This window comes from Pseudomonas sp. Root562, assembly GCF_001427125.1.
Lineage (GTDB): Bacteria > Pseudomonadota > Gammaproteobacteria > Pseudomonadales > Pseudomonadaceae > Aquipseudomonas.
This window is the reverse complement of the sequence record NZ_LMGK01000005.1, coordinates 27,552-40,231: the sequence shown is the minus strand read 5'-3', so window position 1 is coordinate 40,231 and position 12,680 is coordinate 27,552. Positions and strand designations below refer to the sequence as shown.

Genomic DNA, 12,680 nt, shown 5'->3' with positions numbered 1-12,680 from the left:
CATGGCAAACGTGCAAAGCGGCAAAATGATCGTCGGTCTCGATATCGGCACCTCCAAGGTGGTGGCGCTGGTAGGCGAGGTTTCGGACGACGGCACGCTGGAAATCGTCGGGATCGGTACGCATCCGTCCCGTGGCCTGAAGAAAGGCGTGGTGGTGAACATCGAATCCACCGTGCAATCGATCCAGCGCGCGATTGAAGAAGCCCAGCTGATGGCGGGTTGCCGCATCCACTCGGCATTTGTCGGCGTGGCCGGCAATCACATCCGCAGCCTGAACTCCCACGGCATCGTGGCGATTCGTGATCGCGAAGTCAGCTCTGCCGACCTTGAACGCGTGCTCGACGCCGCCCAGGCTGTGGCGATCCCGGCTGACCAGCGGGTGCTGCACACCCTGCCGCAGGATTACGTGATCGATAACCAGGAAGGCGTGCGCGAGCCACTGGGCATGTCCGGGGTACGTCTGGAAGCCAAGGTTCACGTGGTCACCTGCGCCGTCAACGCCGCACAGAACATTGAAAAATGCGTGCGCCGCTGCGGCCTGGAAATCGACGACATCATTCTCGAGCAACTGGCGTCGGCCTATTCGGTGCTGACCGACGACGAAAAAGAACTGGGCGTGTGCCTGGTGGATATCGGCGGCGGCACCACTGACATCGCGATCTTCACTGAGGGCGCGATCCGCCACACCGCAGTGATTCCAATCGCGGGCGATCAGGTGACCAATGACATCGCCATGGCGTTGCGCACCCCGACCCAGTACGCCGAAGAAATCAAGATTCGCTACGCCTGTGCCCTGGCCAAGCTGGCCGGTGCCGGTGAAACCATCAAGGTGCCGAGTGTTGGCGACCGTCCGCCGCGCGAACTGTCTCGCCAGGCCCTGGCCGAAGTGGTCGAGCCGCGCTACGACGAACTGTTCACGCTGATCCAGGCCGAGCTGCGCCGCAGCGGCTACGAAGACCTGATCCCGGCCGGCATCGTGCTGACCGGTGGTACGTCGAAGATGGAAGGCGCCACCGAATTGGCCGAGGAAATCTTCCATATGCCGGTACGCCTGGGCGTGCCTCACGGTGTGAGGGGCCTGGATGACGTAGTTCGCAACCCGATTTATTCCACCGGCGTTGGCCTGTTGATGTACGGCCTGCAGAAGCAATCCGACGGCATTTCGTTCTCGGGCATCGGCAGTCGCGACAGCTACAGCAACGAAGAGCCGAAAGGCGCCTTGCTCGATCGCATCAAGAGCTGGGTACAGGGAAATTTCTAAGGATTTACCGCAGCACCGTTGTAGATATACGCAGTAGGCGAAAAAAACTAGAGAACGTAAAGGAGAGGGAAAATGTTCGAACTCGTAGACAACATCCCCGCAAGTCCGGTAATCAAGGTTATCGGTGTTGGCGGTGGCGGCGGCAACGCTGTGAATCACATGGTCAAGAGCAACATTGAAGGCGTCGAGTTCATCTGCGCCAACACTGATGCCCAGGCGCTGAAAAGCATCAGCGCGCGGACCATCCTGCAACTGGGTACCGGCGTGACCAAAGGTCTGGGTGCCGGTGCCAACCCTGAAGTAGGTCGTCAGGCCGCTCTCGAAGACCGTGAGCGCATTGCCGAAGTCCTGCAGGGTACCAACATGGTGTTCATCACCACTGGCATGGGCGGTGGTACCGGTACCGGTGCTGCGCCGATCATTGCCGAAGTGGCCAAGGAAATGGGGATCCTCACCGTTGCGGTGGTGACCCGTCCGTTCCCGTTCGAAGGTCGCAAGCGCATGCAGCTGGCCGACGAGGGCATCCGCCTGCTGTCGGAAAGCGTCGACTCGCTGATCACCATTCCCAACGAGAAGCTGCTGACCATCCTCGGTAAAGACGCCAGCCTGCTGTCGGCTTTCGCCAAGGCTGACGATGTACTGGCCGGTGCCGTTCGCGGTATCTCCGACATCATCAAGCGTCCCGGCATGATCAACGTCGACTTCGCCGACGTGCGTACCGTGATGAGTGAAATGGGCATGGCGATGATGGGCACTGGCTGCGCCAGCGGTCCGAACCGTGCACGTGAAGCCACTGAAGCGGCCATCCGCAACCCGTTGCTCGAAGACGTGAACCTGCAAGGCGCACGCGGCATCCTGGTGAACATCACCGCCGGTCCTGACCTGTCCCTGGGTGAGTACTCCGACGTGGGTAGCATCATCGAAGCCTTCGCTTCCGAGCATGCGATGGTCAAGGTCGGTACCGTTATCGATCCGGACATGCGCGACGAGCTGCACGTGACTGTCGTGGCGACCGGCCTGGGCGCTAAAATCGAGAAGCCTGTGAAGGTCATCGACAATACCGTTCACACGTCGATGGCGTCGCAGCCACAACAACAAGCCCCTGTTCGTCAGGAAGCTCCAGCGGTGAACTACCGTGACCTGGACCGTCCGACCGTCATGCGCAACCAGGCTCAGGCCGGTGCTGCGGCTGCCGCGAAGATGAATCCGCAAGATGATCTGGACTACCTGGACATTCCAGCATTCCTGCGTCGTCAGGCCGATTGATGAAATGTATCAGGGCTATGAAGGTGATTGGTGTTCAGCAAAGGCATGGTCTGCTATCATCGCCAGCCTTTGTTGATACCAGTTCGCAATTTGCGCTGAAGCGGCCCAAGCCATGATTAAACAACGCACACTGAAAAATATTATCCGTGCCACAGGTGTAGGTCTGCACTCCGGGGAGAAGGTCTACCTGACCCTCAAGCCTGCGCCTGTCGACACCGGCATCGTGTTTGTTCGTGCCGACCTGGACCCTGCGGTGCAGATCCCGGCGCGCGCGGAAAACGTTGGTGAAACCACGATGTCGACCACTCTGGTCAACGGTGACACCAAAGTGGATACGGTGGAGCACTTGCTCTCGGCCATGGCTGGCCTGGGCATCGATAACGCCTACGTCGAGCTCTCCGCGTCCGAAGTCCCGATCATGGATGGTAGCGCTGGACCCTTCGTATTTCTGATTCAGTCGGCTGGCCTGGAAGAACAGGAAGCCGCCAAGAAGTTCATCCGCATCCTGCGTGAAGTGACAGTGGAAGACGGCGACAAGCGCGCCACTTTCGTCCCTTTCGAAGGTTTCAAGGTGAGCTTCGAGATCGATTTCGATCACCCAGTTTTCCGTGACCGCACACAAAGTGCAAGCGTGGATTTTTCCAGTACTTCGTTCGTAAAAGAAGTCAGCCGCGCCCGTACCTTTGGTTTCATGAGTGACATCGAGTACCTGCGCAAGCACAACCTCGCACTCGGCGGTAGCGTTGAAAACGCTATTGTGGTCGACGCGGATGGTGTACTGAACGAAGACGGCCTTCGCTATGAAGACGAATTCGTGAAGCACAAGATCCTCGATGCAATTGGTGACCTCTACCTGCTGGGCAATAGCCTGATTGGTGAGTTCAAGGGCTTCAAGTCCGGACATGCATTGAACAACCAGCTGCTGCGCAAGTTGATTGAGCAGACAGATGCTTGGGAAGTCGTGACTTTCGAAGACGCCAGCACTGCACCGATCTCTTACATGCGTCCTGTTGCGGCCGTGTAAGTAAAAAACCTCTCTAGTTTTTTAAAGGCTACCTTCGGGTGGCCTTTTTTTATGCCTGATCGATAGTGTGAAGTGGCGTGGAAAAGGCGAAAAAAAGCCGCTGATGGCAGCGGCTTTGAAGACAACTTTTCAAAGGGAAGAGCCGATGAAAAGTGTCGAGGGAAATGGGAGCGATGCGCAGCAATCAGCTGTCTTTCTCGACCCGGCCTTGAGTGCTCGCTGCTTGCGGGGCCTGGGTGGCGTCCTGTGCTTTGGCCGTCATCTCGCTCTGGTGCTGCGCGTACACGGCGGCGCGTGCGCTGTTTTGCGCGACGAAGGCTTGCGACTCTTCAGCCATGGCGAACGGAGACAGGAACAAAGAGGACAAAACGAAAGCGCTGGCAATACCCATACTGTTGGACATCTTTAAAACCTTCTTGCTTGGCAAGTGCTGTTTGGTGCGGGCAAAGATAAGGATGTCCGGCGTTGGGAAAAAGGCCGGATTCATGAAAGGACTGTTGCGGTTACGGCAATAGTTGTAATGCCAAGCGTTTTTCTGTGGCGAGGGAGCTTGCTCCCGCTCGGCCGTGGTGCAGTCGTGAATCCAGGGAGCACAATGCTGACTGAAAGGACGCGTGCACAGGTTTCAGGGCCGGTTCGCAGCCCAGCGCGAGCGAGCTCGCTCGCCACGGTAGTGTTTCAGACGGGGAGGTGAATGCCGAACGTGTTCATGCCGTGATCACTGCGCACAAACACATCACCGCCATGCATCAGTGCAATCGCCTTGACGATCGCCAGACCCAACCCGTGATTGTTGCCGCTGTTGCTACGCGAAGCGTCAACGCGGTAGAAACGCTCGAACAAGCGCGGCAGATGTTCGCTGGCAATCGGCGAACCGGGATTGGCGACACCGATGCTGACCTGATGCTCCCCGGCTTCGATCCGCACTTCAATCACCTGCCCGGGCTCGGTGTGCTGGACTGCGTTGCTCAGCAGGTTGATCAACGCCCGACGCAAATGGGCGATCTCGATGCGCACCAGGGCATCGCCGCTGACCTGCACTTCAACCCGGGCGTCCTCGAGAATGAAATCCAGATACTCCAGGGTCGTGGCCACTTCATCGGCCAGCGAAGTCGAGGTCAGTTTGGTCGCTTTGCTGCCCTGGTCTGCACTGGCGAGGAACAGCATGTCATTGATGATCGAGCGCAAGCGTTCGAGTTCTTCGAGGTTCGATTGCAGCACTTCGAAATAATGTTCCGCCGAGCGTCCGCGGGTCAGTGCCACCTGGGTCTGGCCAATCAGATTGGTCAGCGGTGATCGCAGTTCATGGGCGACATCGGCATTGAACGACTCCAGGCGCGAGTAAGCCTGTTCGACCCGCTCAAGGGTGGCGTTGAAAGCATTGACGAACTGATCCAGTTCCGGCGGCAAGGGCGATAACCTCAAGCGTCCCGAACGCAGCGGCGGGGCCAGGCGCTGGGCTTCATGGGACAGTTTGATCAACGGCTTGAGGCCGATACGTGCCACCCAATAGCCCAGTGCCGAGGCCATCAGCACGCCAACGATCGCCAGGGCAATCAAGGCAATCAGCAGCTGATGCTGGGTGTGGTGAAATGTCTCGGTGTCGATGGCGATCATGAAGCGCAGTGGCGGGCGCTGGTCCTTGGCCGGGAACTGGCTGACCAGCACTTTGAGCGGGTAAGGCTGACCGGGCAGGGTCATGTCGCGCATGCCCAGCGGCCCTTGGGAGAACTCGCGGATCTGCGGTGTCGGATTGCCGTATTCGTAGCGCGGATCGCCGCTGACGATCCAGAAACTGATGCGTTTGTCTTCTTCGCCCAGCAGCTTGAGTTTGTTGTTGATCTTCACCCAGTGCTCGGGCGTGCCGTAGCGGCCGACCGTTGATTCGAGCACGCTGTAACGCGCGTCCAGTTCGGCCTCGGGCAACAACCCCAGGCCTTTGTCGACCTGTTGGTAGAGTGCCCAGCCGATCAGCAGAAACACCAGAAGCGCCACCAGTGTGAACATCCCGCTCAGGCGCAGGGCGATCGAGTTACTGGACACCACGGCTCTCCAGCACATAACCCATGCCACGAATCGTGTGCAGCAGTTTTTCTTCAAAAGGGCCGTCGAGCTTGGCCCGCAGACGTTTGATCGCGACTTCGACGACGTTGGCGTCGCTATCGAAATTGATGTCCCAGACCATCTCGGCGATGGCGGTCTTGGAGAGGATTTCACCCTGGCGCCGGGCCAATACGCTGAGCAGCGAGAACTCCTTGGCGGTCAGGTCCAGCCGTGCGCCGCCGCGCGTAGCCTTGCGGCTGATCAGATCTATCCACAGGTCGGCAATGCTCACTTGCACCGGTTCATGACCACCGCTGCGCCGGGTCAGCGCTTGCAGGCGTGCTACCAGTTCAAGGAAGGAAAACGGTTTACCGAGGTAATCGTCGGCCCCGTCGCGCAGGCCTTTGATGCGATCTTCTACCCGCTCGCGGGCGGTGAGCATGATCACAGGGGTCTGCTTGCGCGCACGCAAGGCGCGCAGGACGCCAAAGCCGTCGAGGCCCGGCAGCATCACATCGAGGACGATCACCGCGTAGTCGCTTTCCAGCGCCATGTGCAGGCCTTCCACGCCATCGCGGGCCAGGTCTACGGTGTAACCCTGTTCCGTCAGGCCGCGGTGCAGATAGTCCGCGGTTTTTTCTTCGTCTTCGACAATCAGGACGCGCATGACCCCGCCTCAGTCTGTGGTCGCCAGCGCCGGTACGGGCGGAGGCGCTGGTGAAGGAGTGTGTTTGTGAAACAACCGCTCCAGCCATAAGTATATGACCGGGGTGGTGAACAGCGTCAGCGCCTGGCTCACCAGCAAGCCGCCGACTACAGCGATACCCAACGGCTGGCGCAATTCGGCGCCGGTGCCGTAGCCGAGCATCAGCGGCAGGGCGCCAAGCAGCGCGGCGAGGGTGGTCATGATGATCGGCCGGAAGCGCGTGATACAGGCCTTGAAGATCGCCTCTTCCGGCGACAGGCCGCCATTGCGCTGCGCTTCGAGGGCGAAGTCGATCATCAGGATGCCGTTTTTCTTGACGATACCGATCAACAGCACCAAGCCGATCAAGGCCATGATCGAAAAATCCTGACCGCAGATCCACAGCATGATCACTGCGCCGAGGCCCGCCGAAGGCAAGGTCGAAATGATCGTCAGCGGATGCACGAAGCTCTCGTAGAGCACACCGAGAATGATGTACACCGCCAACAGCGCCGCGAGAATCAGCCACGGCTGGCTGGCCAGCGAACTCTGGAACGCCTGGGCCGCGCCCTGGAAGTTACCGCTGATGGCGGTTGGCATGCCGATGTCGGCCTTGGCCTGGTTGAGCATGATCACCGCATCGCCCAACGCCACGCCGGGGGCCAGGTTGAACGACAGGTTGGCGGCGGGGAACATGCCGTCGTGGGCGATGGACAGCGGGCCTATGGTCGGCGCTTCGAACCTGGCCAGGGCCGACAACGGCACCATTTCCCCGCTCAGGGGCGAGCGCAGGTAGAAATAGTTGAGGCTTTCGGCTTTGCCGCGTTGCTGGGTGTCCAGTTCCAGGATCACGTTGTATTGGTTGACCTGAGTCTGGAATTCATTGATCTGGCGTTGGCCAAACGCGTCATAAAGCGCTTCGTCGACGTCACTGGCGGTCAGGCCGAAACGGGCCGCGGCGCTACGGTCGATGTTGATGTGGGTGATGCTGCCGCCCAACTGCAGGTCGTTGGAAATGTCGCGGAAGGCCGGGTTGGCGCGCAGTTTTTCCGTCAGGCGCTGGGTCCAGGTGCTCAGGGTCGCGCCGTCGTTGCTCTTGAGCACATATTGGTATTGGGCACGGCTCGGGCCGGAACTGAGGTTGATGTCCTGGCCGGCGCGCAGGTACAGGACGATGCCCGGCACTTTCATCAGTTGCGGGCGAATCCGGTCAATGAACTGGCTGGCCGAGACATCGCGGTCACCGCGTTTTTTCAGGGTGATCCAGAACCGTCCGTTGGCGATGGTCTGGTTACTGCCTGACACCCCGACCGAGTGCGAGAAGGTTTCGACTGCCGGGTCGGCAGCGACGATTTCGGCCATTGCCAGGTGTTTTTTCACCATGTCGCCGTAGGAAATATCGGCGGCGGCTTCAGTGGTGCCGAGGACGAAACCGGTGTCCTGAATCGGGAAAAAGCCCTTGGGAATGAAGATGTAACCAGCGACGGCCAGCCCCAGCGACAACGCAAACACACCGATCATGGTTTTCTGGTGGGCGAGGGCGCGGCGCAGACCTTTTTCGTACCACGCCAGCAGACGCTCGCCGAAGCCCGGTTTATCGTGGGCGTGATGCACAGGTGCGCGCATGAACAGCGCGGCCAGGGTCGGCGCCAACGTCAGGGACACCACCACCGAGATCAGGATGGTGGAGGTGGCGGTCAACGCAAATTCCTTGAACAGCCGCCCGACCACGCCCCCCATGAATAGCAGCGGAATGAATGCTGCCACCAGCGAGAAACTGATCGAGACCACGGTGAAGCCGATTTCCCCTGCACCCTTAATTGCCGCCTCGCGCATACCGTCGCCGGCCTCCAGGTGACGGTGAATGTTTTCCACCACCACGATCGCATCGTCGACCACAAACCCCACGGCCACCACGATCGCCACCAGCGTCAGGTTGTTCAGGCTGAAGCCCATGACGTACATCAGGGCAAAACTGGCGATCAGCGACACACCAAGCACCGCCGACACGATCAACGTAGCTGACAACTGGCGCAGGAACAGCGCCATCACCGCCACTACAAGCAGGACGGCGATCAGCAAGGTGATTTCCACTTCATGCAAGGACGCGCGGATGGTCTGGGTGCGGTCGATCAGCACCTTGACCTGCACCGAAGCCGGCAACATGGCTTCCAGCGCCGGCAGTGCCGCCTGAATGCGATCCACGGTCTCGACGATGTTGGCGCCTGGCTGGCGGAAAATCACCAGGTTGACCCCCGGCTGCGACCCCGCCCAGGCTTGAACGTAGGCATCTTCCGAACCGTTGACGACTTTGGCGACATCCTTGAGATGAACCGGTGCGCCATCCTTGTAGGAAACGATCAGTTGGCTGTATTCGTCGGGATGGAACAGTTGATCATTGGTCGAAAGCGTCGAGATGCTTGACTCGCCGTATAGCGCGCCTTTAGCCAGATTGAGGCTGGTTTGCTGGATGGCCAGACGGATGTCGGCCAGGGTGAGGCCGATGGCCGCCAGTTTATCGGCGGAGACCTGGACGCGAATTGCCGGACGCTGCTGACCGGTGATGGCGACCTGTCCGACACCATCGACCTGGCTGAGCTGACGGGACAACAGGGTTTCAGTCAGGTCGCTGAGCTCCGGGCCGGGCATCAGTGACGAGTTGACGCTGAGGATCAGCACCGGGCTGTCGGCCGGGTTGACCTTGCGCCAGGTCGGCAGGTTCGGCATGTCCTTGGGCAGTTTGCCGGCAGCGGTGTTGATCGCGGCCTGGACTTCCTGGGCGGCGGTGTCGATGCTCTTGTCGAGGGTGAATTGCAGGGTCAGGTTGGTCGAGCCCAGAGCACTGCTCGAGGTCATCTGGGTCACGCCGGGAATGGCGCTGAATTGCACTTCCAGAGGCGTGGCCACCGACGACGCCATGGTTTCCGGGCTGGCACCTGGCAATTGCGCGGCCACCTGGATGGTCGGAAATTCCGCTTCCGGCAACGGCGCGATGGGCAAACGCGGGAAGGCAATCGCGCCCAGCAGCACCAGGGCAAAGGTCAGCAGAATGGTCGCCACCGGATGATCGATGCACCAGGCTGAAACCGAACCATGGCCCTTCATGGCGCCGACTCCGATTGCACTACTTGCGGCGGATCGGTCAGCACCTGCACCGTCGAGCCGGGCTTGAGGCGCGATTGACCGTCGCTGACCAGCTTATCCCCGGGCTGTACGCCTTTGATGATGTTCTGGCCGCTGTCCTGGTAGACCATTTGCACCGGGACGGTTTCGACCTTGTCGCCCTTGAGGCGGTAGACGAAATGTTGATCGAGGCCACGCTGTACGACGTTGGGCGGTACGACCAGCGCATCTTTATCCAGTGCGGTCTGAATTTTTACCGTCACCAGCAGGCCGGGCCAGAGCTTCTGTCCCGAGTTGTTGAATTCGGCCTTGGCGCGGATGGTGCCGGTGTTGGCGTTGATCTGGTTGTCGATCAAGGTCAAATGGCCTTCGCCCAGCAGATTGCCGGTTTCGCCGTCGGTATCGGCACCGATATAAGCCTTTACTTGAGCGCGCTGTGGGTCGTTGATCAGGCCCTGCAGGGTTGGCAGCATCTGTTGCGGCAGTGAGAACTCCACGGCGATCGGGTCGATCTGGGTTACGGTGAACAGGCCCTGGGTGTCGGTCATGCGCAGGAAGTTGCCTTCATCCACAGTACGAATGCCGACGCGACCGGTCACCGGAGAGCGAATCTGCGTGTAAGACAGTTGCACCAGAGCGGCGTCGATGGAGGCCTGGTTGCCTTGAGCGGTGGCCTTGAGCTGGTTGACCAGCGCTTGTTGCTGGTCGTAGGTCTGCTTGGAAACGCCGTCGTCGACACTCAGCAGTTTGTAGCGCTTGAGGTTCACCTGCGCCACTTGCAGTTGCGCCTGGCTTTCGCCCAATTGTGCTCTGGCCTGGTCAAGGCTGGCGCGGATCGAGCGGTCGTCGATGGTGGCCAGCAGGTCACCTTTTTTCACCAATTGGCCTTCCTTGACCATGATTTTGGTGAGGATGCCGTCGATTTGCGGACGGACCACGACGCTGTGCAGTGACAGCACCGAGCCGATGCCGCTGACGAAGCGCGGGACGTCTTTTTCGGTGACGTTGACCACCCGCACGGGGATGGCGATGGGGGTGGCCAGTTTTGCCTTGGCGGGTTTGGTGGCGAACCACACGCCCAGCGCTGCCAGGAGAATCAGGAGGGCGACGAGCAGGGCGGGTTTTTGCTGGATTCGCATGCGAGTGGGGCGCCGGGGCTGGTTTTTGGGCGAAGGGTATGTCCCTTTATAAACCTGTTTGGGGGTCGGGAAGGTGACTGCTAACTGACGGCGCTGTCAGTTTGGCCTTTCCTTGGCGGCTTTATAGCCGACCAGGTTGTGGGTTGATCGTGTACATATCCGTTTCTTCGGTAACGGCGGCTTAGGGTTTCGCCCTGACGGCGAGTCACTTTTTTTACAAGCGCCTAAAAAAAGTAACCAAAAAAACGCTCGCCCCTGACGTACGGCCCCTCGCTGGGGCTCGGGGTACCTTCGCTCCGGCATTCATCCGGGGGCATCGCCTCCGGTCTGCTTCGCGACGACCTCCTCTCGATGTGTGCGGCTACGCCGCACGGCGCTACGCGCCTCCCCCGGATAAACGCCTCCACTCAGCCTGCCGATGGGGCGGGTGGATCAAGATCAAAAGCTGCAGGCGAGCTAACGCTCGGCCTGTTGAGTGGTGAGAAGCAACGGCGGTTGTATGGTGTTCTGCTCTTGCTCTTTGTGAGAGCTGGCTTGTCGGGTCGCCGCATCGCAGCGATGGCGGCCTGACAGCCGACCATTCCTAATGCTCCCCAATCCGATTGTAGGAGCTAGCCCTGCTGGCGATAACGGTCTGCCAGCCGACCAACCTCTGCCAGATGTACCTCAATCCAATTGTAGGAGCCAACCTGCTCGCGATGACGGTCTCACAGCCAACCAATCCCTGCCAGATGTACTCCACCCCCTGTGGGAGCTGGCTTGCCAGCGATGACGGCCTGGCAGCCGACCAATTTCCACCATATGCCCCCATCCCATTGTAGGAGCGAGCCTGCTCGCGAAAAACGCCCAGACACTGCGTTCATTCAGACAGGACACATTATCGTTGACGACCATCGCCAGCAGGCTGGCTCCTACAGGGGATCATCATATGCCCAAGCAAATAGGCCGGCCGGTAGCCCGCCCCCCGGAGCATGGATATGCACTCAATCAAGTTCCACTCGGCACCCGCCAACCTCAATTCGCTACCCGAACCCCACCCAGGCTCCCGCTCAGTTCATACGCCGCCAACTCCGCCTGATGCGCCGCCAACAACTCCGGCAGCGACCCCCGCAGGTACTCCACCCACGTCTTGATCTTCGCATCCAGGTATTGCCGCGAAGGGTAGATGGCGTACAGGTTCAGTTCCTGGGATCGGTATTTGGGCATCACACGCACCAGCGTGCCGTCGCGCAAGCCGTCGATGGCCGCGTACAGCGGCAAGACGCCGACGCCCATGCCGCTGGTGATCGCGGTTTTCATGGCGTCGGCGGAGTTGACCAGGAACGGAGAGCTGTTGATGGTGACCATTTCCTGGCCATCCGGGCCGTCGAAGGCCCATTTCTCGAGGGGGATGACCGGGCTCACCAGGCGCAGGCAGGCATGGTTGAGCAGGTCGCTGGGTTTTTGTGCGCAGCCGTTGGCTTTGACGTAGGCCGGCGAGGCGCAAACGATGCTGTAGGTGATGCCCAGGCGCTGGGAGACGAAGCCCGAATCCGGCAATTCGCTGGCGAGCACGATGGAGACGTCGTAGCCCTCGTCGAGCAGGTCCGGTACGCGGTTGGCCATGGTCAGGTCGAAGGTGACGTCCGGATGGGTCTTGCGATAGCGGGCGATGGCATCGATCACGAAGTGCTGGCCGATGCCGGTCATGGTGTGCACTTTCAGCTGCCCGGCCGGGCGTGCGTGGGCGTCGCTCGCTTCGGCTTCGGCTTCTTCGACGTAGGCCAGAATCTGCTCGCAGCGCAGCAAATAACGCTTGCCGGCTTCGGTCAGGGCGATGCGACGGGTCGTTCGGTTGAGCAGACGGGTTTGCAGGTGGGCTTCCAGGTTGGAGACCGCGCGCGAGACGTTGGCCGTGGTGGTGTCCAGTTGCACCGCGGCGGCGGTGAAACTGCCGGCCTCGGCCACGTAACTGAAGGCGCGCATGTTTTGCAATGTGTCCATGGGGTGCTCTCTTGGCGAATAGCAAATTGTGACACGAAGTTTCTGTTTTTTTACAGGCGACTAAAGATGACTTCCGGATTATCTCGTTAACGGTAACAAAGATTCACAGGATTCCCAGCTTATCGCCCTTCCGGTGGCCCCATAGAATTGCGCATC

The 12,680-nt window shown here is 60.0% G+C and carries 9 protein-coding genes; 3 read left to right on the top strand and 6 right to left on the bottom strand.

Annotated features, from left to right (window positions below; translation table 11 throughout):
• The first annotated feature begins 1 nt into the window (after nucleotide 1).
• From ftsA to lpxC, 3 genes are all read left to right on the top strand, one after another.
• Nucleotides 2-1,261: a cell division protein FtsA gene (ftsA, locus tag ASD60_RS06395; RefSeq protein WP_056853192.1), complete on the top strand. Its 1,260-nt coding sequence runs from the start codon at nucleotides 2-4 to the stop codon at nucleotides 1,259-1,261.
• 72 nt (nucleotides 1,262-1,333) lie between these two features.
• The gene (gene ftsZ, locus ASD60_RS06390) at nucleotides 1,334-2,527 is read left to right on the top strand and encodes a cell division protein FtsZ (protein WP_053154973.1); all 1,194 of its coding nucleotides are present in this window, start codon (nucleotides 1,334-1,336) and stop codon (nucleotides 2,525-2,527) included.
• Nucleotides 2,528-2,639: 112 nt separating this feature from the next.
• The gene (gene lpxC / locus ASD60_RS06385) at nucleotides 2,640-3,551 is read left to right on the top strand and encodes a UDP-3-O-acyl-N-acetylglucosamine deacetylase (RefSeq protein WP_056853191.1); all 912 of its coding nucleotides are present in this window, start codon (nucleotides 2,640-2,642) and stop codon (nucleotides 3,549-3,551) included.
• Between the two features lie 184 nt (nucleotides 3,552-3,735).
• Here the strand turns inward: lpxC and ASD60_RS06380 are convergent, their stop codons facing one another.
• From ASD60_RS06380 to ASD60_RS06355, 6 genes are all read right to left on the bottom strand, one after another.
• Nucleotides 3,736-3,954 (bottom strand): hypothetical protein, encoded by a 219-nt coding sequence (locus ASD60_RS06380; protein ID WP_056853190.1) that lies wholly within the window; start codon nucleotides 3,952-3,954, stop codon nucleotides 3,736-3,738.
• Nucleotides 3,955-4,229: 275 nt separating this feature from the next.
• The gene (locus tag ASD60_RS06375; RefSeq protein ID WP_056853189.1) at nucleotides 4,230-5,594 is read right to left on the bottom strand and encodes a heavy metal sensor histidine kinase; all 1,365 of its coding nucleotides are present in this window, start codon (nucleotides 5,592-5,594) and stop codon (nucleotides 4,230-4,232) included.
• Entirely contained in the window at nucleotides 5,584-6,261 is a 678-nt protein-coding gene (locus tag ASD60_RS06370; RefSeq protein WP_056853188.1) for a heavy metal response regulator transcription factor, read from the bottom strand. The genes ASD60_RS06375 and ASD60_RS06370 overlap by 11 nt, the downstream gene beginning before the upstream one ends.
• A 9-nt stretch (nucleotides 6,262-6,270) precedes the next feature.
• Nucleotides 6,271-9,384, bottom strand: a complete 3,114-nt coding sequence (locus ASD60_RS06365; RefSeq protein ID WP_056853187.1) for a multidrug efflux RND transporter permease subunit — start codon at nucleotides 9,382-9,384, stop codon at nucleotides 6,271-6,273.
• Nucleotides 9,381-10,541: an efflux RND transporter periplasmic adaptor subunit gene (locus ASD60_RS06360; protein ID WP_056853186.1), complete on the bottom strand. Its 1,161-nt coding sequence runs from the start codon at nucleotides 10,539-10,541 to the stop codon at nucleotides 9,381-9,383. Before ASD60_RS06360 ends, ASD60_RS06365 begins: the two co-directional genes overlap by 4 nt.
• Nucleotides 10,542-11,555: 1,014 nt before the next feature.
• Nucleotides 11,556-12,524, bottom strand: coding sequence for a LysR family transcriptional regulator (locus ASD60_RS06355; RefSeq protein WP_056853185.1), 969 nt, complete (start codon nucleotides 12,522-12,524; stop codon nucleotides 11,556-11,558).
• Nucleotides 12,525-12,680: the final 156 nt, after the last annotated feature.

What these genes read in the sequence shown, in the direction of transcription:
- ftsA (WP_056853192.1), top strand. Translation starts at nt 2, where the DNA reads ATGGCAAACGTGCAAAGCGGCAAAATGATCGTCGGTCTCGATATCGGC.
- ftsZ (WP_053154973.1), top strand. Translation starts at nt 1,334, where the DNA reads ATGTTCGAACTCGTAGACAACATCCCCGCAAGTCCGGTAATCAAGGTT.
- lpxC (WP_056853191.1), top strand. Translation starts at nt 2,640, where the DNA reads ATGATTAAACAACGCACACTGAAAAATATTATCCGTGCCACAGGTGTA.
- ASD60_RS06380 (WP_056853190.1), bottom strand. Translation starts at nt 3,954, where the DNA reads ATGTCCAACAGTATGGGTATTGCCAGCGCTTTCGTTTTGTCCTCTTTG.
- ASD60_RS06370 (WP_056853188.1), bottom strand. Translation starts at nt 6,261, where the DNA reads ATGCGCGTCCTGATTGTCGAAGACGAAGAAAAAACCGCGGACTATCTG.
- ASD60_RS06365 (WP_056853187.1), bottom strand. Translation starts at nt 9,384, where the DNA reads ATGAAGGGCCATGGTTCGGTTTCAGCCTGGTGCATCGATCATCCGGTG.
- ASD60_RS06360 (WP_056853186.1), bottom strand. Translation starts at nt 10,541, where the DNA reads ATGCGAATCCAGCAAAAACCCGCCCTGCTCGTCGCCCTCCTGATTCTC.
- ASD60_RS06355 (WP_056853185.1), bottom strand. Translation starts at nt 12,524, where the DNA reads ATGGACACATTGCAAAACATGCGCGCCTTCAGTTACGTGGCCGAGGCC.